At 72.5% G+C, this 23,391-nt stretch carries 17 protein-coding genes and 1 pseudogene; 11 read left to right on the plus strand and 7 right to left on the minus strand.

Annotation, left to right across the window (positions count from 1 at the left end; translation table 11 throughout):
• Positions 1-12 precede the first annotated feature (12 nt).
• The 3 genes from OOK38_RS28400 (at position 13) to OOK38_RS28410 (ending at position 6,911) form a co-directional block, all read left to right on the plus strand.
• The gene (locus OOK38_RS28400; RefSeq protein WP_266848902.1) at positions 13-5,253 is read left to right on the plus strand and encodes a caspase family protein; all 5,241 of its coding nucleotides are present in this window, start codon (positions 13-15) and stop codon (positions 5,251-5,253) included.
• Positions 5,250-6,116 (plus strand): hypothetical protein, encoded by an 867-nt coding sequence (locus tag OOK38_RS28405; protein WP_266848904.1) that lies wholly within the window; start codon positions 5,250-5,252, stop codon positions 6,114-6,116. Before OOK38_RS28400 ends, OOK38_RS28405 begins: the two co-directional genes overlap by 4 nt.
• Positions 6,117-6,281: 165 nt before the next feature.
• Complete coding sequence (locus tag OOK38_RS28410) at positions 6,282-6,911, plus strand: dihydrofolate reductase family protein (protein WP_266755877.1); 630 nt, start codon at positions 6,282-6,284, stop codon at positions 6,909-6,911.
• 53 nt (positions 6,912-6,964) lie between these two features.
• On the opposite strand, the gene OOK38_RS28415 is transcribed toward OOK38_RS28410, so the two are convergent.
• Positions 6,965-7,570 (minus strand): TetR/AcrR family transcriptional regulator, encoded by a 606-nt coding sequence (locus OOK38_RS28415; protein ID WP_323178853.1) that lies wholly within the window; start codon positions 7,568-7,570, stop codon positions 6,965-6,967.
• 207 nt (positions 7,571-7,777) lie between these two features.
• On the opposite strand from OOK38_RS28415, the gene OOK38_RS28420 reads away from it, so the two are divergent.
• From OOK38_RS28420 to OOK38_RS28440, 5 genes are read left to right on the plus strand one after another with little or no spacing between them, the layout of a single operon-like run.
• On the plus strand, positions 7,778-8,023 hold the full coding sequence (locus tag OOK38_RS28420; RefSeq protein WP_266848906.1) for a hypothetical protein: 246 nt from the start codon (positions 7,778-7,780) through the stop codon (positions 8,021-8,023).
• Positions 8,024-8,025: 2 nt separating this feature from the next.
• Positions 8,026-8,619, plus strand: a complete 594-nt coding sequence (locus tag OOK38_RS28425; protein WP_266848907.1) for a (2Fe-2S)-binding protein — start codon at positions 8,026-8,028, stop codon at positions 8,617-8,619.
• On the plus strand, positions 8,616-9,608 hold the full coding sequence (locus OOK38_RS28430) for a xanthine dehydrogenase family protein subunit M (protein WP_266755874.1): 993 nt from the start codon (positions 8,616-8,618) through the stop codon (positions 9,606-9,608). The genes OOK38_RS28425 and OOK38_RS28430 overlap by 4 nt, the downstream gene beginning before the upstream one ends.
• Positions 9,605-11,725, plus strand: a complete 2,121-nt coding sequence (locus OOK38_RS28435) for a xanthine dehydrogenase family protein molybdopterin-binding subunit (RefSeq protein ID WP_266848908.1) — start codon at positions 9,605-9,607, stop codon at positions 11,723-11,725. Before OOK38_RS28430 ends, OOK38_RS28435 begins: the two co-directional genes overlap by 4 nt.
• On the plus strand, positions 11,718-12,851 hold the full coding sequence (locus tag OOK38_RS28440) for an XdhC/CoxI family protein (RefSeq protein WP_266755872.1): 1,134 nt from the start codon (positions 11,718-11,720) through the stop codon (positions 12,849-12,851). The genes OOK38_RS28435 and OOK38_RS28440 overlap by 8 nt, the downstream gene beginning before the upstream one ends.
• A 34-nt stretch (positions 12,852-12,885) precedes the next feature.
• Here the strand turns inward: OOK38_RS28440 and OOK38_RS28445 are convergent, their stop codons facing one another.
• Positions 12,886-13,596, minus strand: coding sequence for an HAD family phosphatase (locus tag OOK38_RS28445; protein ID WP_266755871.1), 711 nt, complete (start codon positions 13,594-13,596; stop codon positions 12,886-12,888).
• Positions 13,597-13,759: 163 nt separating this feature from the next.
• A complete protein-coding gene (locus tag OOK38_RS28450) occupies positions 13,760-14,236 on the minus strand; it encodes an Lrp/AsnC family transcriptional regulator (RefSeq protein WP_266755870.1) in 477 nt (158 codons plus the stop codon).
• A gap of 240 nt (positions 14,237-14,476) precedes the next feature.
• Between OOK38_RS28450 and OOK38_RS28455 the strand changes: the two genes are divergently transcribed.
• The 3 genes and pseudogenes from OOK38_RS28455 to OOK38_RS28465 all read left to right on the plus strand — a co-directional run bounded on the left by OOK38_RS28455 (position 14,477) and on the right by OOK38_RS28465 (position 19,110).
• Entirely contained in the window at positions 14,477-15,964 is a 1,488-nt protein-coding gene (locus OOK38_RS28455; RefSeq protein WP_266755869.1) for an FUSC family protein, read from the plus strand.
• 908 nt (positions 15,965-16,872) lie between these two features.
• Positions 16,873-18,003: pseudogene (locus tag OOK38_RS28460) on the plus strand (nitric oxide synthase oxygenase); the annotation flags it as partial.
• Positions 18,004-18,063: 60 nt separating this feature from the next.
• Positions 18,064-19,110 (plus strand): lactonase family protein, encoded by a 1,047-nt coding sequence (locus tag OOK38_RS28465; protein ID WP_266755868.1) that lies wholly within the window; start codon positions 18,064-18,066, stop codon positions 19,108-19,110.
• Between the two features lie 139 nt (positions 19,111-19,249).
• On the opposite strand, the gene OOK38_RS28470 is transcribed toward OOK38_RS28465, so the two are convergent.
• The 4 genes from OOK38_RS28470 to OOK38_RS28485 form a co-directional block, all read right to left on the minus strand.
• A complete protein-coding gene (locus tag OOK38_RS28470) occupies positions 19,250-20,170 on the minus strand; it encodes a sirohydrochlorin chelatase (protein ID WP_266755867.1) in 921 nt (306 codons plus the stop codon).
• Between the two features lie 129 nt (positions 20,171-20,299).
• Positions 20,300-21,397, minus strand: coding sequence for an N-acetylglucosamine kinase (locus OOK38_RS28475; RefSeq protein WP_266755866.1), 1,098 nt, complete (start codon positions 21,395-21,397; stop codon positions 20,300-20,302).
• On the minus strand, positions 21,394-22,071 hold the full coding sequence (locus OOK38_RS28480; protein WP_266755865.1) for a uracil-DNA glycosylase: 678 nt from the start codon (positions 22,069-22,071) through the stop codon (positions 21,394-21,396). Before OOK38_RS28480 ends, OOK38_RS28475 begins: the two co-directional genes overlap by 4 nt.
• A 140-nt stretch (positions 22,072-22,211) precedes the next feature.
• A complete protein-coding gene (locus OOK38_RS28485) occupies positions 22,212-23,297 on the minus strand; it encodes an exo-alpha-sialidase (RefSeq protein WP_266755864.1) in 1,086 nt (361 codons plus the stop codon).
• Positions 23,298-23,391: the final 94 nt, after the last annotated feature.

Consider the following 23,391-nt stretch of genomic DNA (forward strand, 5'->3'; position numbering starts at 1 on the left):
GTGGGGCTGCGTGTGGGGCGGAGATTCTTCATAGCGTTGGGCACGGGCCGCTACTGCCATCTCCCAGCGGAGGAGCAACTCCATGAGGTGCCCGCAGACGTCCGGTCCCTGACCGAACTCTTCGAAGGCTTCGGATACCGGTCCGTGCTGCCAGGACTCGGCGAGTACGACAGTGCCGAGCAGATACGGCAGAAACTGCGCCACTGGTCGGCGGACGCCCGCCTGACCCCCGACGACGTGGTGGTCCTGTACTTCGCGGGCCACGGACTCGTGGAGGACAGGGACCGGCACTATCTGATGTGCTGGGACTCCCACGAGGAGGACCCGGCCACGACCGCGCTGGCCACCGAAGACCTGGTGCGGATCCTCTGCAGAGGGGACCTGCGCCATCTTCTCCTCATCCTGGACACCTGCTCTGCCGGGGCAGGAGGCGCGGACGCCGCGGGAGTCGCGCTTCAGGCCCTGGCCTATCGGCACGGCGGCTCAGGAGCCTCCAGCGGGTTGTGGTTCCTGGCTTCGGCCCGCCGGAAGGACATCGCCGAGGACGGTGCCTTCGCGGCCGCGCTGCGCCTCTCCGTACAGGTCACGACGGACCGCACTGGACAGCGCCAGCAGTACGTGGACCTCACCGAACTCGTGAAAGCCGTCAACGAGTGCTTCGACGCCGACGGGCGCGGGCAGCGAGCCGAGCTCGCAGGCGGGCTGGTGACCGGCCTGGCACCCTTCCTGCCGAACGCGGGCTTCCGGGATGAGCTGCCACCGCTGGGTACCGACCTGGAAGTGCAGCGCCGCGTGGCCGCGCGTGATCTCACCGAGCACTTCGGCCCGCGATCGCGAGGCGTGGAGTTCGAGTCCGAGCAGGGGCTCTACTTCAGTGGACGCATCCGCGTGCTGACCGAGCTGGTGGAGTGGCTCACCGCCGCTGACAGCGACGGCCGGGGGCGGGTCGTCACCGGAAGCCCCGGATGCGGAAAGTCGGCGGTGCTCGGCAGGATCGTCGCTCTGTCGGACGGTCTGTACCGTGCGCGATTCGACCTGGCGGGCGTCGATCCCGCCACCGTGGTCCACGAGGGATGCGTGACAGCCGCTGTGCACGCGCGCCACAAGCGGCTGGAGGAGGTCGTCGAACGGATCGCCACCTCACTCGGCACCGAAGTGGACGGTACGGCGGCTCTGCTCCAGGAACTCACTCGCCGAAGCCGCCAGGGACCACCCGTCGTCATCGTCGTGGACGCCGTCGACGAGGCGGGTTCGGACACCGCCGCCGACGCCGGCGGACACGGCGAGCCGCGCCGCATCACCCGTGAGCTGCTGCGGCCGATGGCGGAAATCCCCGGAGTGCGGCTGCTCGTGGGCACGCGCCACGAACTGGTGACGCCGTTGGGGCCCACGTTCACGTGCCTGGACCTCGACCTCCCCGGCTACTGCGCCGACGAGGAGGACGTCACCGGATATGTGACCAAGGTGCTGCTGGCCACAGAGGAACCCGAGGTCCGCACGCCCTATCGCCACCTGCCTGAACTGGCCCGGACCGTTGCCAATGGTGTCGCTGCACGGGCGGACGGTGTCTACCTCTACGCCAGAACGACAGCTCGTACGTTGCGGTCGGACCGGTCCGTCGTGGACGTGTCGCGGCAGGGCTGGGAGGAGGAGTTGCCCAGCGAGGTGGGCGAGGCGTTCGACGACTATCTGGCCCGCTTCGGCCCGGACGAGTCAAGGGTGCGCCGCATGCTGCTCCCGCTCGCCTTCTCGGAGGGCAAGGGCCTTCCCCGCGGACAGGTGTGGACGACACTCAGCTCCGCGATCTCCGGCGCCGTGTGCACCGAGCGGGACGCTTCCTGGCTGCTCGACGTCGCCGGCGCCTACGTCGCCGAAGTCATCGATGACGACGGCCGCTCGGTCTATCGGCTCTACCACAAGGCTCTGGCAGAACATCTTCGTACCACCACGGGCCGTCCCGCCGCGGAGATTCAACGGACCGTGGTCGACGCTCTCACCGGCATCGTTCCCGCGAGCGCCGACAACGGCCGCGCCGACTGGTTCGCGGCCCCGCCCTATCTGCAGAGGCATCTGGCCACTCATGCGGGCGCGGCGGGAGTGCTCGTCGATCTCGTCAAGGACCCGGGATTTCTCCTGGCGAGCGAACCGCTCGGCCTGTTACGTGCGTTCACCTCGATCGACGGCGACGGGCCGAGGCGGGTGCGGACGGCGTACGAGCAGGTGGCACACCGCATGACTGCTGACCGGTCGCTCGGCAGCCGAGCGTCCGATCTGCAGCTGTCAGCGCGGCGGTGCGAGGCGAACGAACTGGCCGACCGCATCGGCAGGCTGGGTGTCGAGCTGCCGTGGACCGCGCGCTGGGCCTGGTGGTCCGCGAGTGGTGCCCACCGGCTTCTCAGCGGGCACACCAAGGAGGTCGTCTGTGTGGACATCGGAGATCTCGACGGACGGCCCATCGCGGTGACCGGCGGGCTGGACAAGACGGCGAGGGTCTGGGATCTCACGACCCAGCGGCAGATCGGCGAGCCGTTGCCGGTCGGTATCGCCGTGAGCGCGATCGCCATCGGCGACCTGGAGGACTACACGGTCGCGCTCACCGGAGGCGTCGACGGCACGGTGCGGGTCTGGGACCTCTCGGCGGGACAGGAGTACGGGCGGGCGCTGACAGGCCACACCAACCGGATCGATGCCATGCGCATCGGCGCCATCGACGGGCGGCCCGTCGTGCTGACGGCCAGCCAGGACGGCACCGCGCGTATCTGGGACCTGGTCGCCAGGCGGCAGCTCGGATGCGAAATGGCCGTGCACAAGCGCACGGTCCGCGATGCCGCCCTCGGCGATCTCGACGGGCGTCCGGTCGCGGTCACCGGAGGTGAGGACAAGGCCGTCTACGTCTGGGATCTGAGCGACGTTCTGGCCGGTGGCGATCCCCGCATCGACGGCAGCCCCCTCATCGGCCCCGCGGAGGCGGTCACGGCGGTGTCCCTGGGACGGCTGGACGATCGCTCGGTGGCGCTCGTCGGCGACCAGTCCGGCATGCTCAGTCTGTGGGACCTCGCCGAACGGCGTCAGCTCGGCGAGCAGGTGGTTGCCCATCGCTATCTCGTACGCAGTGGAGTCGCCTCCGCGATGATCGGTGACTTCAGCGGCCGCGCCGTGGCCCTGACCGCCGGCGCGCACGAGGCGAAACTCTGGGATCTGCGGACGTTGCGACAGCTCGGTCACCCGCTCCGCGGCCATGTGGGCGACATCGCAGCCGCCGCACTCACCGACCGGGGAGACGCCTCGCTGGCGGTAACGGTCGGCGACGACCGAACAGCGCGCATCTGGGACCTGTCGAGTGACCAGCCGCCGGACGGCCACTCGGGCCAGGTGCACTCCGTCTCCTTCCGGGAGGTACGCGGTCGGCCTCTGGCCCTGACCGGAGGGGAGGACGGTTCGGCGCGGCTGTGGGACCTCCGCACACGCAACCAGGCCGGACGGCCCATGGTCGGTCACCACGGTCAGGTCCTCGCCGTGGCCATGGGAGATGTGGGAGGGCGCCTGCTCGCTGTCACGGGTGGATCCGACACCGATGTGCGTCTCTGGGACCCGCTGCGCGGTGAGCCACTGGGCGCGCCGCTCACGGGACACACCAATGTCGTGCGCTGCGTGGCGATCGGCCGGCTCGCCGACGAGACGCTCGTGATCAGCGGAGGGGAGGACGGGACGGTCCGTGTCTGGTCCACCCGGTCCGGGGAGCCCGTGCTGCCTCCGCTGTCCGGACATATCGGCGCGGTCCGTCACCTCGCGGTCCGCTCGACCGCTCAGCACGTGGAGATCGCGATCGCCACCTCGCTCGATCACGCTTATGTGTGGCGTTTGGGAGCCGGCGAGACGGCCCACCCCTGCGGGCCCGCGGCGCACTTCGACATCGAGGATCTGACGCCCACCGCGCGGGCCGTGGGTGTGGCGTTCCACGAGAGCCGTCCGGTCGTCCTGTCCAGCCGCGAGGGCAACGGCCTCTACGTGCACGACATCGAGTCCCGGACACCCGTGGGTGAACCGTTGCTCGGGCACACCGGGTACATCACCGCGGCGAGTCTGGTCCGTGCCGGGGCGGCCACGCTCCTGGCGTCCACTGCCTACGACGACACCGCCCGCGTATGGAATCTGGATGGGGGCACTGCCCTCGGTGCACCGCTGGAGGGTCTCACCAGGCTCAACCGTACGGAAGACTCGCCCGCTCCGGCATTGGGGCGAGTGGACGGCAACCTCGTGGCCATCACCGCGTACGCGCGCGAGGTGCGTGTGTGGGACCTGGCCACCGCACAGCCGATCGGGGAACCGTTGTGCGGGGTGAATCGAGCCCTCGTGTCCGTGGATGTGGTGCCTGCTCCGGACGGCGGGGAGATGGTCGTCACGGGAAGTGTCGATGGCACGGTGCGGATTCACGATCTCGGCGACGGTACGCAGATCGCGGCCCATGTGGCGTCGGCGGCGCAAGCGGTGTTCGACGGGGCGAGTACCGAGGCCGACGGCGAGATTGTCGTGGTCCGGGGGACCTGGACCGAGGTGGAGGCGTGGGGCCTGAAGCCTCGGCGCCGACTGGGCAAACAGGCCGGCTCTTCGTGGCGGACATGTCTGCACGCGGTCGAGGACGGACTCCTTCTGGTGTCGGCCGCGATGGATCACACCCTGCATGCCTGGGACTTGCGTACCCAGTCGCCCGTGTGCCCGCCCATGTCCGGTCACACGGCCGAGGTGATGGACCTGAGGGCGTGCCGGGTCGGCGATTCGGACATGGTCGCCAGTGCGTCGGTGGACGGAACGGTCAGGCTGTGGGACCTGTGTACAGGGGAGCAACTCTCGGAACCCATCGGTGGCCACGGCCGGGGAGCGTTCAGCGTGGACTTCGTCCAACTCGATCGGCCCGTGGTGGTCGCGGGCGCGGGTGACGGGAGAGTGTGCTTCTGGGATCTGGCCGACCGGTGCGACGCAGGCGTCGAGCTGGAACCCTTCCCGTCAGCCGTCCGGGCACTTCGGGTCGCGGACATCAGCGGAACGCCGATGCTGATCGCGGCTGACGGCTATGGCATCACACGGGTATGGGACCTGAGGTCCGCGAGCTGGTCGGCGGAACTCGACATCGGCAGTGGCGTGCTCGATCTCGCGGTCGGTGGCGATCGGGTGTGTGTCGCGACGCAGATGGGCGTCGTCGTTCTCGGTATCCATCCGGTCGGACTAGGGAAGGAACGGGGCATCATCTCGTGAGTCGTGTCGTCCTCGTCCATGGCATTGCACAGCAGCTCAGAGGCGCCCAAACCCTGCTCGCGCACTGGTATCCCGCGCTGCGTGACGGGATCGACCTGGCCGGCGGGCCCCAACTGAGCTCCTCCGAGGTCGACATGGCGTTCTACGGCGATGTCTTCCGCCCAACGGGTCACAGAGGGCTCGGTATACCCGAGCTCGATGCCGGTGATGTGGAGGAGGGGCTGGAGCGCGAGCTGCTCCTCCGGTGGTCGGAGGCGGTGGCCCGAGAGGAGGGCAGGACGGACGGTCAGCAGGCGGTTGCCAGGATGCGCACCTCGGACACGGTGCAGCGGGCGCTGAATGTGCTGAGCCGTTCCGCATTCTTCGCCGGGTTGAGCGAGCGGCTGATGATCTACAGCGCTCGGCAGCTCCGCCGCTACTTCACCGAGCCGGAACTCCGTGCCCGCATCCAGGACAGACTCTCCTGCGCTGTGACCGGCCGTACGGAGGTGATCGTCGCTCACTCGCTCGGCAGCGTCGTGGCGTACGAGACCCTGTGCGCGCACCCGGAGTGGCCCGACCTGACGCTGGTCACCCTCGGTTCTCCGCTCGGGGTGCCGCGTCTGGTGTTCGACCGACTTCTTCCGCAGCCCAGCGCGGGGTCCGGAAGGTGGCCGGCCCCTGTCAGCCGGTGGACCAATATCGCCGACCGCGGCGATGCCGTGGCGCTGGTGAAGGAACTGGGCCCGCGGTTCGGCAGCCGCGTCAATGACTTGGTGGTCCACAACGGTGCGAAGGCGCATGATGTTCGCCCCTATCTCACGGCAAGCGTGACAGGGCAGGCGATCACTGCCGGGTTGAACCGGTCCTCCTCCTCCGGGTGAGGGCCCGACATGGGCCGGCCAGGAGCGGGTGGCGGAACAGAGGGTGCGGCCGACACCGGGCGCGGTCGCGTGGTATTTCGGGGATTCCGGGAGAAGGTGTCGATCCAGGCGTGTCCCGTTCGACGCATGGGTGAGAGCGGAACCACGGACCCGAGGAGCACGGTCATGCCCCAGCTGCGCGTACACAACATCACGGTCTCGGTGGACGGCTACGCGGCCGGTCCCCGTCAGCGTCTGGAGCACCCGCTCGGCGAGGGCTTCGAGGGGATGCACGAATGGATGTTCGCCGCCATGCGTGACCTGGCCGACGGGAAGGAGGGAATCGATGTCGAGTACGTGGGGCGCGGTGAGGAGAACATCGGCGCCACGATCATGGGCCGCAACATGTTCGGGCCCCAGCGCGGACCGTGGGAGGACGAGTCGTGGACGGGCTGGTGGGGCCCCAACCCCCCGTACCACAACGACGTGTTCGTGCACACGCACCACCTGCGGCCCTCGGTGGCCATGGAGGGCGGAACGACCTTCCACTTCACCGACGAGCCCCCCGAGACGGTCCTCGCCCGGGCCTTCGAGGCGGCGGCGGGCAAGGACGTCCGGCTCGGCGGCGGACCGGCCACCGTCCAGCAGTATCTGCGCGCCGGGCTGATCGACGAACTGCACCTGGCCATCGTCCCGCGGCTCCTGGGCCGGGGCGAGCGCCTGTTCGACAACCTCGGTGACGGGATCGACGGCTACCGGGTCGCCGAGCTGGTCGGATCGCCGGCCGCCACGCACGCCCGGCTGGTCCGTCGCTGACCGTCACGGGGCGGCCCGCGTCCGGCCCGTAACCCGCCCCCGCGGGTGCAGGCTCAGTTCTCCTGCGCGGGGGTGCCCGGTCCGGTCTCCTGTGCGGGGGTGCCCGGTCCGGGGGCGCCCACGCGCAGGCCGTCCATCACCAGGTCCAGCAGGCGCTGGGCGCGCGCCTGCCAGTCCCCGTGCGGGTCGAGCTGCCAGAGCCCGGCGATGGCGAGCAGGAAGTCGTCCGGGGTCACCCCGGGCCGGATGGTGCCCGCGTCCTCGTTGGCCTTCAGCAGGAGCGCGACCGCCGAACTCATCGGCCCGTGTCCCAGCTTCGTGAGCGTGCCCCGCGGTGTGCTGGTGGCCGACCGCAGTGCTTCGGCCAGGCCCGCCTTGGCCATGGCGTACTGCGCGAGACGGTCCATCCACTCCCGCAGCGCCTGATCCGGTGCGCGGGTCGCGAGCAGGTGCGGCGCCGTGTCGGCGACCTGCTGCACCTCGTAGCGGTAGACCTCCAGGACGAGGGCCTCGCGATGGGGGAAGTTGCGGTAGAAGGTCCCCTGTCCGACCCCCGCCTTCTTCGCGATCGCGCTCAGCGGTGTGTCCGCCGAGCGGGTCAGCTCCGCCAGGGCCACGGCCAGGATGCGCTCGCGGTTGCGCTGCGCGTCCGAGCGCAGGGGGCCGTCCGGACGTGCGGGCGCTCCCGAGCCCGCCGGTGTGTCCTTGCTGGGGTGCACGCGTACTCCTTCCGGAACGACGGCCGGATTCCTCCCGGGGCCACGGCCGGACCGCCCTTGCTAACCGGACAGCTGTCCGTTAGGTTCGTCGATAGTGGACAGCTGTCCGCTTAGAGCCCACTTTAGCGGCTGACCCGCTCCGCGCGGATGGCCGGAACCTGTCACCGACCGGCATTCTCGCGCACCCGGCGGATTTCCGGCCGCGACCTCTCGATTTCCCGTACGCCCTCGACGCTCCCGTACGAGTCCGGTTCTCTCCTCGACGACTTCGACGACTTCGACGACTTCGACGACCTCTACGACTTCGACGACTTCGACGCGCACCGCGCAGGCGACTCGACGCGCACCGCACAGGTGACTTCGACGTGCGCCCCACACGCGAAAGAAGGCTGACCATGGCCCAATCGACGGCCTCACCGACGTCCAGCGCGATCACCTTGCACATCAACGGCGACAAGTACACGCTGCCGGTCGACCACCGCACCACCCTGCTCGACGCACTGCGCGAGCGACTCGATCTCACCGGCACCAAGAAGGGCTGCGACCAGGGGCAATGCGGTGCCTGCACGGTGCTGATCGACGGGCGCCGGGCCGTTTCGTGTCTGCAACTCGCCGTGGCCGCCGAAGGGCGGGCGATCACCACCATCGAAGGCGTGGCGGACGGGGACCGCCTGCATCCGGTGCAGCAGGCCTTCCTCGACCTCGACGGCTATCAGTGCGGCTACTGCACCCCGGGACAGATCTGTTCGGCCCTCGGGGTGATCGCGGAGCACGCGGCCGGCTGGCCGAGCGCCGTGACCCCCGACGTCCGGCCGGAAGCGGGACCACCGCCCCTCGACGCCGAGGAGATCCGGGAGCGGATGAGCGGCAACCTCTGCCGCTGCGGCGCCTACGTGTCGATCGTCGAGGCCGTCGCGCGGGCTGCCGGGTCGCAGGTCGAGGGCGCCGTCGAGCCGGGGGCCGCGGCCATCGAGGAGCGCGTCGCATGAGGGAGTTCGGCTATGAGCGCGCCGTCGACGTCTCCGGCGCGGTCGCCCTGCTCGCCGACGACCCCGACGCGCGCTTCCTCGGCGGCGGCACCAATCTCGTCGACCTGATGAAGGCCGGGGTGGAGCGACCGGCCAGGCTGGTGGACGTCCGTGAACTGCCCCTGGACCGGATCGACTTCACTTCGGCGACCGGCCTGCGGATCGGAGCGACCGTCACCAACGGCGACCTGGCGGCCCACCCCGAAGTGCGCGGTCATTACCCGGCGTTGGCGCAGGCCGTGCTGGCGGGCGCCTCGGGGCAGTTGCGCAACATGGCGACGGTCGGCGGGAATCTGCTCCAGCGCACCCGGTGCGGCTACTTCACCGACCTGTCGAAGGCGTGCAACAAGAGGGAGCCCGGGAGTGGTTGCCCGGCCGTCGCGGGTGAGCACCACAACCACGCGATCCTCGGCGCCTCCGCACACTGCGTGGCGACCCATCCCTCCGACATGGCGGTCGCGCTCATCGCGTTCGACGCGGTCGTCTCGTACGAAACGGCCTCCGGTACAGGTGAGTTGCCGCTGGCCGACCTCTATCGGCCCGTCGGTGACACCCCGGACCGGGAGACCGCGCTGCCGCCCGGCGCCCTGATCACCGCCGTCACCCTTCCGCCCGCCCCCCTCGCCGCCCGGTCCCGCTACCGGAAGGTGCGCGAGCGCGCCTCGTACGCCTTCGCCATCGGCTCGATCGCCGCCGCGCTCGAGGTCCGGGACGGTGCCGTGCACGACGTGCGGCTGGCCTTCGGGGCCGTGGCGTCCCGGCCGTGGCGGGCCCGGGAGGCGGAACGGGCCCTGCTCGGCGGCCCGGTGAGTGCCGAAGCCTTCGCCGCCGCCGCGGACGCCGAACTGGCGGCCGCGGAACCACTGCCGCACAACGGCTACAAGGTCCAGCTGATGCGGAACCTCGTCGTCGCCGTGCTGTCCGAACTCGCAGAGGAGGCCTCGCGATGAGTACCACCACCGACAGCGTGACGGTGACGAAGGCGGTCGGCTCGGCGCGCACACGGGTGGAGGGCGTCGCCAAGGTCACCGGATCGGCGCGCTACGCCGGAGAGGTTCCCCACCCCGAACTGGCGCACGGATGGATCGTGTTGTCCACGATCGCGCGCGGCCGTATCCGGTCCGTGGAGGACGCGCCCGTGCTCGCCATGCCCGGTGTCCTCGCCGTCCTGCACCACGGGAACGCGCCCCGGCTCGAGAGCGACTACATGACCCTGTTCGGTCCGCCCGACCCGGGGCTTCAGCTCCTTCAGCACGACCGGGTGCCCTTCGTCGGCCGGCCGGTGGCGCTGGTCGTCGCCGAGACGCCCGAGCAGGCCAGGGAAGCTGCCGAGGCGCTGGTCGTCCGGTACGACGAGGAGCCGCACGACGTCGCGTTCTTCGCCGGGCGCCCCGGGATGTACACCCCGGAGAGCGCCGAGGAGGGCAAGGGCGACGCGGCGGCCGAACTCGCCGCGTCCGCGATCGTGGTGGACTCCCGGTACAGCACCCCCGAAGAGCACCACAACCCGATGGAACCGCACGCCGCGACCGCCCGCTGGGACGGCGGCCGTCTCGACGTGATCGACTCCAACCAGGGCAGCGGGTGGGTGGCGGACGAACTCGCCAAGCTGTTCTCCCTCGACCCGGAGTCGGTGCGGGTGCGGTCCGAGCACATCGGCGGCGGCTTCGGGTCCAAGGGGACCCGGCCGCACGCGGTGCTCGCGGTGATGGCGGCATCGGTCCTGCGCCGCCCGGTCCGCGTCGTACTGACCCGCCGTCAGATGTTCTCGCTCGTCGGCTACCGCAGTCCCACGACGCAGCGCGTCAGGCTGGGCGCCGACCCCGACGGACGGCTGCGCGTGCTCGATCACGAGGGGGAGTGCCTCACCTCGACCGTGCACGAATTCGTCGAGCGCAGCGCCGACTTCGGACGTCCGCTGTACGACGCGGACGCCCACCGCACCGTGACCCGGGTGGTCGCGCTCGACGTCCCGACCCCGACGTGGATGCGCGCGCCGGGCGAGGCACCGGGGTCCTTCGCCCTGGAGTCGGCGCTCGACGAACTCGCCGAGAAGTGCGGCATCGACCCGATCGCCCTGCGTCTGCGCAACGAACCGGCCGTGGGTCCGCTGTCCGGACTGCCGTTCAGCAGCCGCAATCTCCGCGGCTGCTTCGAGGAGGGCGCCCGCCGGTTCGGCTGGGCGGACCGCGACCCGCGGCCGGGTGTTCGCCGCGAGGGCCGCTGGCTGCTCGGCACCGGCACGGCCGCGGCGGCGTTCCCGACCCTGTCGGCCCCCTCGACCGCGGCCGTGACGGCGGAGGCGGACGGCACGTTCACCGTACGGGTCACCGCGATGGACATCGGGACGGGTGCGCGGACCGCGCTGACCCTGGTCGCCGCCGACGCGTTGGAAGTGTCGCCGGACCGCGTCCGGATGCGCATCGGGGACAGCGCGTTCGGGTCCGCCATCATCGCCGGCGGCTCGATGGGCACCCGTTCCTGGTCCTGGGCGATCATCGCCGCGGCGCGCGAGCTGCGGGACCGGCTGGTGCCGGGCGGGGCGGTCCCGCCCGAGGGGATCACCGTGCGGTCGGACACCTCGGCCGCCGTGGGCGCGCTTGCGAACATGGAACGGCACACCTTCGGGGCCCAGTTCGCCGAAGCGGCGGTCGACGTCGCCAGCGGGGAGGTGCGCGTTCGGCGGATGCTCGGCGTCTTCTCGGCGGGCCGGATCGTCAACCCGCTGACCGCGCGCGGCCAGTTCATCGGGGGCATGACCTGGGGGCTGTCCATGGCCCTGCACGAGGAGGCGATCCGTGACCAGGCCTCCGGCGGGCATGTCGGCGCCGACCTGGCCGGCTACCACTTCTCCGCGCACGCCGACGTACCCGCCATCGAGGCGGACTGGCTGGACGACCCCGACCCGCACGACCCGATCGGCATCAAGGGCATCGGCGAGATCGGGGTCGTGGGAGCGGCCGCCGCGATCGCCAACGCGGTCTGGCACGCGACCGGCGTACGCCACCGGACCCTGCCGATCCGGCCGGACCGGGTACTGGCGGCGGGTGCGGGCGGACATGCTTGACATCGCCCGCGAGCTGAACCGGTGGATCGAGGAGGGCCGGGACTTCGCGGTGGCCACGGTGGTGGCCGTCGGGGGCAGCGCGCCGCGCCCACCCGGTGCCGCGCTCGCGGTGGACGCCGGGGGAACGGCCGTCGGCTCGGTCTCCGGCGGTTGCGTGGAGGGCGCGGTGTACGACCTGTGCGTGCGGGCGCTCCAGGACGGCAGGACGGTGCTGGAGCGGTTCGGGTACAGCGACGAGGACGCCTTCGCGGTCGGCCTCACCTGCGGCGGGGTCATCGACGTGCTGGTCACGCCGGTGCGCGCCGCCGCGCCGGTGCTCGCGAAGTGGCCGGCGGCGGTGGTCCGGGGAGACGCGGTCGCGCTCGCCCGGGTGGCCCGGGGTCCGGCCGAACTGCTGGGCGGGGCCATGCTGTTGCGTGCCGACGGGTCGTACGACGGCGATCTGGGCGGCGGTGCGGAGCTGGACCGGAGCGCGGCCGGGGAGGCGCGGGCGATGCTCGACGCGGGGCGCACCGGCACGGTCGAGATCGCGGAGGACGGTTCCCGCTGCCCGGGCGGGGTGACGCTGTTCGTCGAGTCGAGCGTGCCGCCGCCCCGGATGATCGTGTTCGGGGCGGTGGACTTCGCGGCCGCGCTGGTGCGGACGGGTACGTTCCTCGGCTACCACGTGACGGTCTGTGACGCCCGTACCGTCTTCGCCACGCGCGACCGCTTCCCGGAGGCGGACGAGGTCGTGGTCGACTGGCCGCACCGCTACCTCCGGCGCACCGGGACCGACCACCGCACCGTCGTGTGCGTGCTCACGCACGACGCGAAGTTCGATGTCCCGCTGCTGGAGGTGGCGTTGCGCCTTCCGGTCGCGTTCGTCGGCGCCATGGGATCGCGCCGTACCCACCGGGACCGCGACCGGCGTCTGCGCGAAGCAGGCCTCACCGAGGCCGAGTTGGCCCGGCTGCGTTCCCCGATCGGCCTCGACCTCGGCGCCCGTACCCCCGAAGAGACGGCCCTGTCCATCGCGGCCGAGATCGTCGCGGCGGCGCGAGGCGGCACGGGGATGCCGCTGACCGGATCAGGGACGCCGATCCACCACGACGGGGCGGGAACGACGACGGCGGCGGCCGGCTGAATCGGTCGTGGCGGGCGCGGCCGTGGCAGGCCCGTCAGGCCCGGCCGCGGGAGGCCGGGAGCACGGTCCTCGAAAGCCAGTCGTACGCGGCGCGGGCCGTGAACTCGGCCTGGCCGCCTCGCAGGAGCAGATCGGCGCGCGCGAAGGCGGGGTCGTCTGCCTGTGCGGTGACATAGGGGACGGCGATGCAGCGCATGCCGGCGGCGTGTGCGGCGGTGGCGCCCGGCGCGGCGTCCTCCAGGACCACACAGTCCGCGGGGGCGGCGCCCAGCCGCCGCGCCGCCTCGAGGAACACGTCGGGGGCCGGCTTGCCGTGCGCCACCTCGTCGGCCGAGACGACGGCCGTGAGCCGCGAGACGAGGCCCGTGCCGACGAGGATGGCGTCGATGGCCTCGGGCGAGGAGCCGGAGGCCACGGCCATCGGGACGTCGGCGGCGGCCAGCAGTTCCACGAACGTCCGCATCTCCGGGTACACCGGAGTGGAGGCGCGGGCCAGCTCCAGATAGCGGCGGTTCTTCTCGGCGAGCAGGGTGTCGAGCGGGGCCGTCAGACCGTAGCGCTCCTTCCAGAGCGCGATCGTCTCCCGGGTGCTGATGCCGACGTACCGCTCGTGCTCGGCCCAGGTGAAGTCCGTGACGCCCTGCCCGGCGAGGGTCCGGCGTCCCGCTTCGAAGTAGTTCGGTTCGCTGTCCACGAGCGTTCCGTCGAGGTCGAAGATGACCGACGTGCTGCCGAAAGTGCTCATGCGGTCAAGCATGCCCGGGGAAGATCCCGCACAGCCGCACAGCCGCACAGCCGCACAGCCGCACAGCCGCACAGCCGCACAGCCGCACAGCCGTGCTCCCCTCGGTCCTCACCGGGTCCTCCGGAACGTGCCCGCGGGCGCCGGACGTTCCGCGTCGGCGGGGTCAGCTCCTCGCGGCCCGTCCGATCGACTCCACCAGCGGCAGCAACCGGTGCGGGACGCGCTCGCGCAGTGTCACCTCGGTCCGGGTGCGGACCACGCCGGGCAGGCTGATCAGTGCCTGGATCACATCCTCCAGGTGGGCGTTGTCGCGCGCGGCGACCCGGGCGATCAGGTCGCCCCCGCCGGTGATCGAGAACGCCTCGATGATCTCCGGTACGGCGGCGAGCGCGTCGCCGACATCGTCGAGATGGCCCTGCGTGACCTCGATGTGCACGAAGGCGAGGACGGGGTGGCCGAGGGCCGCGGGGGACAGGGACGGGCCCGTCCCGGTGATCACCCCGTCCCGCTCCAGCCGGTCGAGGCGGGCCTGGAGCGTGCCGCGGGCGATGCCGAGAATGCGGGCGTATTCGCGGACGCTGGTGCGCGGCTGTTCCAGGAGCAGCCGCAGGATGCGGGTGTCGAGCTCGTCCACGGCCATGGTCCGTTGGCCTCCCTGTGGCCGACATTCATCACCTTCAACAGTACCAATGGCCCAGCCGGAATCGTGCCGGTTGAGCCAGTTCCAGGCTGCTGCTTACCTTGTGCGTATTGATGGCGCTGCGCAGCGCCGGACGGCAAGGACGCCGTACCGGACCCGCGGCGCCTTTCGCATGTGCGCTGCGCATGCGGAACCTGTACTGAAGTGCGAAGTGGGGGCGGGCCGCCGACGGTGAAGAAGATGTTCATGGCTCCGGATCCGGGACTGTTCCGGCTGCGGGTCTCGCTCCGGGCGGTCCTCGGTATCGGCCTGGCGGTGACCCTGTGCGAACTGGCCGGGCTCTCGCTCCCCGCGTCGATCACCGGCGGGCTGGCGGCGCTCCTCGCCCTGTTCACCGTCGGCGACCCGACGGTGCGCGGCCAGGCCGGAACCACCGCGCTGCTGCCGGTGGTCGGCTTCCCGGTCCTCGCGGTCGCGACGGCCCTGCACGGGGTGCCGGCGCTGCGGGACGTGACCTGGCTCGCCGTGGTCTTCTGCGGGGTGTACGCCCGCCGTTTCGGCCCGCGCGGGCACGCGCTCGGCATCTTCGCGTTCATGATGTTCTTCACCACCCAGTTCCTGCACGCCGTGCCCGGCCAGCTCCCGCAGCTGTACGCCGCCGTCGCGCTGTCGCTCGCGGCGTCCTCGGTGGTGCGCTTCGGTGCCTGGTGCATCGAGCGGCGCAGCCCCCTGCCCGCCGCGCCGCTGCCGCTGGACGGACGCGGGCTGGCGCGCCCCGCCACCCGCCAGGCCTTCCAGGCGACCGCGGCCTGTGCCTTCGCGCTCACCGCGGGCCAGCTGCTCTCGCACGACCGCTGGTACTGGGCCGTCGGCACCGCGTGGTGGATCTTCGTGAACACGGCCTCGCGCGGCGAGACGCTCGTCCGCGGTTTCCGGCGCGTGGTCGGCACGGTCACCGGGATCGTCGCCGGGCTGCTGATCGCCGTACCGCTGCACGGCGCCCCGGCGCCCACCGCCGCCCTCGTCGCGGTGTGCGTCTTCGGGATCTTCTACACGGCCGCGCCCTCGTACAGCTGGATGATGTTCTTCGTCACCGTCATGGCGGGCTCGCTCTACGGGCTGCTCGGCGTGCTGCACCCCGGACTGCTGGCTCTCCGGCTCGCCGAGACCGGCGTCGGCGCGCTCGGTGCCGCGCTCGCCGTCGCGCTGGTCCTGCCCATCACCACGCACACGGTCACCGACCGGTGGATCGAGCGCGCCCTGCACGCGGTGCACGGCTGCACCGCGGCGGCGGCCCGACGCCTCGCGGGCGACGCCCAGGCCGACCCGGCGCCGCGCGCGGGGGAGCTCGAAGCACTTCTGGGGCGCGTGCGGATGGCTCTCGCGCCCCTGGTGCATCCGCTCAACCCGATGCGGGAACGCAAGGCGAGGGCCCGCGCGATCCTCGCCCTGCTCGACGACTGCGCGCGCGAGGTGCGCGGTCTCGCCGCTGTCGCCGCCGACCCGGAGGCCTCGCACGACGCCCGCCTCACGGCGGCCTGCGGACGTGTCGAGACGGCGATGGAGTCCCTGGTCGGCGCCGTACCGGGAGGTGCCCTGACCGCCCACCACGGCGCCCCGGGCCACCACCCCGGTGCCGAGCAGGCGCTCGTCCACCTGCACGGCCTGGAACAGGCGCTCGTCGAACTGGCGACACCGCTGCGCGGCTCGCAGGTCATCGCCGCCTGAGGTCCCTCGGGCCGCTTCCCGAGGCGTCGCACCGCCGTCCGTTCCGCTCCACGGCATTCCTGTGTCTGTGGACACGGACGCCCGGAATGAGGCAGATTTACCGGCCATCTACAGGGTGGATCACCGCACCCGCCGGGTAACTCCGCGGCTATCGGACGCACGGACTCCGCGGACCCGGGCGGGAGCGGCCCGCGGGCGGAACTCTTGGGGGCGGCACCATGCGCGATTTCCCGCGCGGAACCACGGACGAAGAGCGCACCACCGGCACCGCGGACCTGGCGCACCCGTCCCCCGGAGGCGCCGGTCCGGGCGGCTGGCTGGACCGGATGCGGCACGGTGACGAGTACGACGGCGAAGATCCTGAACGGCGGCGCAGACGCCCGCTGGCGGGCCTCGCGACGACGCCCGCCGCCGACGGCCCGCCGTACGCCCGCGAAGCCCGTGACGGCCGCCGTACGGACGCCACGGAGCCTCACGACCCGTACGCGCCCGACGCCCCGGCCGACCGCCACGGGGACCCCGCGCGGTCGCGTGCGCCGCACGAGGTCCCGGAGCCCCGCCGGGCGGACGACGTGTCCCCGCCCGCGCCTCCGGCCGACGCCCCCCTCGGGGAGTCCGTCGCGGAGCTCCGCGCCCTCTCCGCGCAGGTCGACGCCATGGCACGGTTACGGCCCGACCGGGGCGCCACCCCGATCCCGGGGCTCCGCGGGCGGCTGACCGCCGGGGGAGCCGCTGCCGAGGCACTGACCCGACCCGCCCCGGACACCGGCCGGAACGGGCCGGACCCGCGGGCCGGCACCGGACGGACCGGCACCGGACGGACCGGCCCCGCCCGGAACGGACCGCGCTCGGCCCCACTCCCGCCCCCACGCGCTCCGGAAGCGGGCCCCCGCGACCTCCCCGGCGCCGCCGCCGAGTTCATCACGCTCCACCACATCGAGGAGCGCCTGGGGAATCCGGCCCGGCGGATCGCCGCCGTCCGCGCGGAGATCGCGGACACGGGCACGTACCGGCATACCACGCGGGAACTCGTCTTCGGCGCGCGGGTCGCCTGGCGCAACGCCAACCGCTGCATCGGCCGGCTGTACTGGCACTCGCTGAGCGTGCGCGACCGCCGGGACGTGCGGGACGCGCAGGAGGTCGCCGAGGCGTCCGCGGACCACCTGCGGGAGGCCACGCGCGACGGCCGAATCCGGGCGCTCATCACGGTCTTCGCGCCGGACACGCCGCAGCGCCCCGGCCCCAGGATCTGGAGCGAACAGCTCATCCGGTACGCGGGCTACGCACGCCCCGACGGCGGTGTGACCGGCGACCCGCGCAACGTCGGCCTCACCGCGGCCGCCCGCGCGCTCGGCTGGCCCGGCGGCCCCGGAACACCCTTCGACGTGCTGCCGCTGGTGATCGAGGACGCCGGCGCCGGGCCGCGCTGGTTCGCGCTGCCCGGGGACGCGGTGCTCGAGGTCGAGCTCACGCACCCCGAGCACCCCTGGTGGCACGCGCTCGGGCTGCGCTGGCACGCGGTTCCCGCGCTCGCCAACATGTGCCTCGAGATCGGCGGCGTCTGCTACCCGGCCGCACCCTTCAACGGCTGGTACATGGGCACGGAGATCGGCGCCCGCAACCTCGCCGACACCGACCGCTACGACCTGCTGCCGTTCATCGCCGAACGCCTCGGGCTCGACACCAGCACCGACCGCTCCCTGTGGAAGGACCGCGCCCTCGTCGAGCTCAACCGCTCCGTCCTGCACTCCTTCGACCGCGCGGGCGTCACCGTCACCGACCATCACACCGAGTCCCGGCGCTTCCTGACGCACCTGGGACGCGAGGAGCGCAAGGGCCGCCCGGTGGGCGCCGACTGGTCCTGGATCGTGCCCCCGATCTCCGGCAGCGCCACGCCGGTCTTCCACCGCACCTTCGAGACCGTCGAACGGACTCCGGCGTACGTCCACCACCCGGAGGCCCTCGACCGGGCGCGGGGCGTGGCACCGCGCCGACCCGCCGATCCGGCCGCCCCGCCCCACCCACCCGGGTTGGTCTAGACCGCAGCTCCCCGACTGCTACCGTCGCCCCCGACGACGCGGGACCGAGAGGGGACGGCAGTGACAGACGGCGGCAGGGCGCAACAGCGGGCGTTCATCGGCTCGTTCACGGCGGCGGGAGGCCTCGGCGTCCTCACCGCGGCGATGGATCCGAGCAGCGGCGCGCTCACCGTCCTGAGCGCGGTCGACGGCGTCCCCGACCCCTCGTACCTCGCGCTGTCGCCCGCACGCGACGTCCTGTACGCGGTCAGCGAGACGGCCGAGGGCGCGGTGGCCGCCTACCGCGTGCACGCCGACAAGCCGGAGCTGACCGGTCCGCCGATCCGGACCGGCGGCAGCGGCCCCACCCACCTCAGCGTCTTCGACGGACATGTCCTGACCGCCAACTACGGCTCCGGCAGCGTCACCGCCGTGCCGATCCGTCCCGGCGGCGGACTGGCGGGCGCCGCCTCCAGCGTGCTCCAGCACACCGGTTCCGGCCCCCACACGCCGCGGCAGCAGGGCCCGCACGCCCACCAGGTGCAGCCCGACCCCACCGGCCGCTGGGCGGTGAGCGTCGACCTCGGCACGGACTCCGTCCGGGTGTGCTCCCTCGCCGGCGGAACGCTCACCCTGCACCGCGAGATCGCCCTGCGCCCCGGCTCCGGGCCGCGCCATCTCGTCTTCCACCCGCGCGGCGAGCACGCCTACGTCCTCAATGAACTCGCCCCGACCGTCACCGTCTGCCGCTGGGACGCCGCCGAGGGGTCGCTGCGGCCCGTCGGAGAGACGCCGGTGCTGTCCGGGCTCCCGGACGGCGACGCGTACCCCTCGGGCATCGTCGTCTCGCCCGACGGCCGCTTCGTGTGGACCGCCACCCGGGGTCAGGACGTCGTGTCCGTGCTCACGCCCGACGCGGTGGGCGAGGGGCTCAAGCTCGTCGCCACGGTGCCCTGCGGCGGCGTCTGGCCCCGTGCGCTGGCCCTCGACCCCTCGGGCCGCTTCCTGTACGCGGCGAACGAGCGCTCCGGCGACGTGACCTGGTTCACCGTCGACCCGGACACGGGCGTGCCGCGCCGCGGCGGCTCGGTCCAGGCGCCCGCGGCGTCCTGCGTGGTCTTCGGCTGACCCGGCCGGGACGTTCGCGCGGTGCGCCCCGCGCGGCGGCCGGACAAGTCGCGCATCCACGGGAAAGGGCCCCCTCCTGCAGGAGCGGGCCCTTTTTTCGATGTGCGGGTTGTACGGGTCGTGCGGGTGTACCGGCCGACTAGAAGGCCGGTGCTCCCTGGGTCTGCGGCGGGGCGATGCCCAGCGCCGATGTGTACTGGGCGAGCGCGAGCTTGCCGATCGCCGGGTACGGGCCGAGAGCCTCGGCGGCGTTGCAACCGGCTTCCTTGGCGGCCGCGTCGAGCAGACCCGCGTCGAGCTCCGGACCGATCAGGTACGGGGCGAGCGCGAGGTTCTGCGAACCCGAGCCGCGCAGCTGCTCGGCGATGGCCGCGATCGAGCCCTCCGCGTCGAGCGCCGCCGCCATGACCGGCACGGCGAGCCGCGCGGCGAGCAGCATGCCGGTGATCCCGGCCGCCTGCACGGCCTCCTCGCCGCCGACGGTGGCGAGCACGATGCCGTCCGCGGCGGTCGCCACGGTGAACAGCCGGGCGCGGTCCGCGCGGGCCAGACCGGCCTCGGACAGGCGCACGTGCAGGGCCTCGGCGAGCAGCGGGTGCGGGCCGAGCACATCGGTCAGTTCGGCCGCGACGCGGCTCTCCATGACCGCCTGGCGGACCCGGCGCAGCAGCGCGTTGTCCGGACCGGCGAGCAGCGGGACCACGATGCCGACCGGGCCGTCGGGCTCGGCCACGTCGGAACCGGCGGCACGGGCCTGCTCGAAGCGCGCGGTGCGCTCTTCGGCGGCGTGGGTCAGCACGGACTGCAGCGTGGGGAACTCGTCGTCCCCGTCCAGGTACCCGATGCGGGCGTCGAGGCCGGGGAGCTCGGAGCGCGCGATGCTCACGACCTCCTCGGCGAGGCTGCGCGTTGCGGCGCTGGGAGTGCCCGGCACCGCGAGGACGAGCGCGGGCGCGCCCTCGGGAGCCGCCAGGGGTTCCGGACGGCGGTGCCGCCCGGGCTGGCGGGGTCGCGGCATTCGTACTGGCAGGCCGGACGCGGGCCCAGTGGGGGAGCTCATGGCGCCGCATGTTACTGGCTTCCTGGGCTCCCCTGTTCGGGGAGGGTGCAGGTGAGCGGTATCCGTCCGCTTTTGTCTGATGAGTTACGTACGGATCAGAAATGGTCAGTACTCGCGGTCTTGTCGGGACTACGGCGAAATCCGGCCATTGGCTTCCGGATACGTCTTTTCGGTCACCACGTACAACATCCGCTCGTCCCGGGGCAGTACGAGCCGGCCGTCCGCCAGGTCGGCGGCGATCCGGAGCGCGCCGTCGAGCGGGTCGCCCGCGGCCGGCACCTGCCGGGCGTGCGGCAGCCGCTCGGCCAACTCCTCGCGCAGGGGTACGAGGAGCGGGTCGCCCATCTTGAACAGGCCCCCGGTGAGCGCGAGGCGGGGCTCGCCGTCGACCGGGCAGGCCGCCGCGGCCGACTCGGCCAGGTGCCGTGCGGCGGCGCGCAGGATGTCCGCCGCCACAGGATCGCTCCCGGCGAGGGAGGCCACCTCCGGGGCGAAGGAGGCGAGCACGGCGGGCCGGTCGGTGCGCGGGTACAGCCGGCCCGGCAGTCCCGGCATCGGCCCGAACATCTCCTCCGCCCGCGCCAGCAGCCCCGCCGAGCCGCCCGGTCGGCCGTCGAACGCCCGTAGGGCCGCCTCCAGGCCCGCGCGGCCGATCCACGCGCCGCCGCCGCAGTCGCCGAGCAGATGGCCCCACCCGTCGGCCCTGCGCCACGACGCGAGGTCGGTACCGATCGCGATCAGACCGGTGCCCGCGGCGATCACGGCGCCGGCCCGCGGACCCAGGGCGCCCGTGTACGCGGTCACCGCGTCGGCCGCCAGGGCGAGCCGCCGTACCGCTAGTTCACGCTCCAGAGCCGTCGGCAGCTCGGCCCGCAGTTCGTCGCCGAGCGTGGCGAGACCGGCCGCGCCGACGGCGACGGCAGCGAGCTGATCGACGCCTGCCTCGGTCATCAACCGCCGTGCCATCGGCAGCAGTTGATCCAGCAGATGCCCCGCCGAGATCCCGCGCGGACCGGTACGGACCGGCTCCTTGGAGGTCAGCGGGTCACTGAGCGGCGTCGGGGGACCGGAGGGCGTCGAACCCTGTCGCACGGGGGAGCCGGCGTCGCCCGCCACCCCGTGCGCGGCGAGAGCCACGCGCAGTCCCGAACCTCCGGAGTCCACGCCCAGCACCGCGGACGGGCCCGAACCGCCCTGCCGGGTGCCGTGGACGCCGTCGCGGGTCACGGCAGGCGCCAGTCCACCGGCTCGGCTCCCTGCCTGGTCAGCAGGTCGTTGGCGCGGCTGAAGGGGCGTGAGCCGAAGAAGCCGCGGTCGGCCGACATCGGTGAGGGGTGCGAGGACTCCACCGAGGGCAGATCGCCGAGCAGGGGACGCAGATTGCGGGCGTCGCGGCCCCAGAGGATCGACACCAGCGGGCGCCCGCGGGCGGCCAGCGCCCGTATCGCCTGTTCGGTGACTTCCTCCCAGCCCTTGCCGCGATGGGCCCCGGGGTTGCGCGGAGCCGTGGTGAGCGCCTTGTTGAGCAACAGCACGCCCTGCTTCGTCCAGGGAGTGAGGTCGCCGTTGGACGGCTGGGCCACCCCGAGGTCGGTGTTGAGCTCACGGAAGATGTTGATCAGGCTGGGAGGCAGCGGACGTACGTCCGGGGCCACCGAGAACGACAGCCCCACCGCATGTCCCGGGGTCGGATAGGGGTCCTGCCCGACGATGAGGACGCGCACCTCGTCGAAGGGCTGCTGGAAGGCCCGCAGGACATTCGCCCCGGCCGGTAGGTAGGTGCGTCCCGCGGTGATCTCCCCACGGAGGAAGTCGCCCATCTGGGCGATGCGTCCGGCCACGGGGTCCAGGGCTTTCGCCCAGCCCGGTTCGACGATCTCATGCAACGGTCGTGGTGCCACGGGCGTCACCCTACTGCCGTACACGCGGCGGAGATCAAACCGGTGTCCGCCGCGCGACCGAGGATGACCGATTCCTCGTCGAATCGGACGTCCCCGGCACAAGGCGCCTGTCGCGGTGGGCCGTTGGATCCCTCCGGGTCTCAGGCCACCACCGCCGCGCGGACGCACAGGACGTCCGGCAGGTGCGAGGCGAGCTGCTGCCAGCTGTCGCCGTCGTCCGCCGACGCGTACACCTCGCCGTTGCGATTGCCGAAGTACACGCCCGCCGGGTCCGCGTCGTCCGTGCACAGCGCGTCGCGGAGCACTGTGCCGTAGTGGTCCCCGGAGGGCAGTCCCGCCGTCAGCGGCTCCCAGTTCTTTCCGGCGTCCGCCGTACGGAAGACGCGGCACCGCCGGTCGGCCGGGACCCGGTCCGAATCCGCGGTGATCGGGAAGAGGTAGGCAGTGTCGCCGCGGTGCGGATGCGCCGCCGCCGCGAACCCGAACGTCGACGGCAAACCCGCACCGATGTCGGTCCACTGCCCGCCCGCGTCGTCACTGCGGTACACCCCCCAGTGGTTCTGCAGATAGAGCCGGTCCGGGTTGGCCGAGTCGCGCGCGACCTTGTGCACGCACTGCCCGAATTCCGGGTTCGGATCCGGCAGGAACACCGCGGAGACACCGGAGTTGGCGGGCTCCCAGCTCGCGCCGCCGTCGGCGGTGCGGAAGACGCCGGCCGTGGAGACGGCGACCGTCACGGCCCGCGGGTCGCGCTCGTCGGTGAGGATGGTGTGCAGCCCCTCACCGCCTCCGCCCGGGACCCATTTCGAGCGGGTGGGGTGCTCCCACAGGGGACGGACGAGCTCGAAGGACTCACCCCGGTCCTCCGAGCGGTACAACGCGGCCGGCTCCGTCCCCGCGTACACCACGTCCGGTTCGGCGGCAGCCGGGTGCAACTGCCACACCCGCTCCAGCGAGGCGCCCGTGTCCTTGGGGAATTTGACGGCGGGCCGCGCCGGTTCGGTCCACGTCAGGCCCAGGTCGTCGGAGTGGAAGACGGACGGGCCCCAGTGCGCGCTGTCTCCGCCGACCAGCAGCCGTGGCCGGTCACCCCGGGTGTCGATCGCGGCCGAGTACACCGCCTGGGCGTTGAAGTAGGGATGGTCGTCGAACTCCCAGGCGCCACCGCGCCGTCGCCCGATGAAGAGGCCCTTGCGGGTGCCTACGGTGAGCAGTACGTCGGCCATGACAGGCCACCTCCGCGACGTCGTTGTCTGCGATACGGGCCAGTCTGCACCCCGGCACTGACAGTCACCTCCGGGACGCGCGTTTCCGCAGCTC

Source organism: Streptomyces sp. NBC_00568 (assembly GCF_026341855.1).
GTDB lineage: Bacteria > Actinomycetota > Actinomycetes > Streptomycetales > Streptomycetaceae > Streptomyces.

Bases quoted from the DNA above. Each gene is read 5' to 3' on its own strand.
- OOK38_RS28410 (WP_266755877.1), top strand. From the start codon at position 6,282: ATGCCCCAGCTGCGCGTACACAACATCACGGTCTCGGTGGACGGCTAC.
- OOK38_RS28420 (WP_266848906.1), top strand. From the start codon at position 7,778: ATGGCCGGAACCTGTCACCGACCGGCATTCTCGCGCACCCGGCGGATT.
- OOK38_RS28425 (WP_266848907.1), top strand. From the start codon at position 8,026: ATGGCCCAATCGACGGCCTCACCGACGTCCAGCGCGATCACCTTGCAC.
- OOK38_RS28430 (WP_266755874.1), top strand. From the start codon at position 8,616: ATGAGGGAGTTCGGCTATGAGCGCGCCGTCGACGTCTCCGGCGCGGTC.
- OOK38_RS28435 (WP_266848908.1), top strand. From the start codon at position 9,605: ATGAGTACCACCACCGACAGCGTGACGGTGACGAAGGCGGTCGGCTCG.
- OOK38_RS28440 (WP_266755872.1), top strand. From the start codon at position 11,718: ATGCTTGACATCGCCCGCGAGCTGAACCGGTGGATCGAGGAGGGCCGG.
- OOK38_RS28445 (WP_266755871.1), bottom strand. From the start codon at position 13,596: ATGAGCACTTTCGGCAGCACGTCGGTCATCTTCGACCTCGACGGAACG.
- OOK38_RS28450 (WP_266755870.1), bottom strand. From the start codon at position 14,236: ATGGCCGTGGACGAGCTCGACACCCGCATCCTGCGGCTGCTCCTGGAA.
- OOK38_RS28455 (WP_266755869.1), top strand. From the start codon at position 14,477: ATGTTCATGGCTCCGGATCCGGGACTGTTCCGGCTGCGGGTCTCGCTC.
- OOK38_RS28470 (WP_266755867.1), bottom strand. From the start codon at position 20,170: ATGAGCTCCCCCACTGGGCCCGCGTCCGGCCTGCCAGTACGAATGCCG.
- OOK38_RS28485 (WP_266755864.1), bottom strand. From the start codon at position 23,297: ATGGCCGACGTACTGCTCACCGTAGGCACCCGCAAGGGCCTCTTCATC.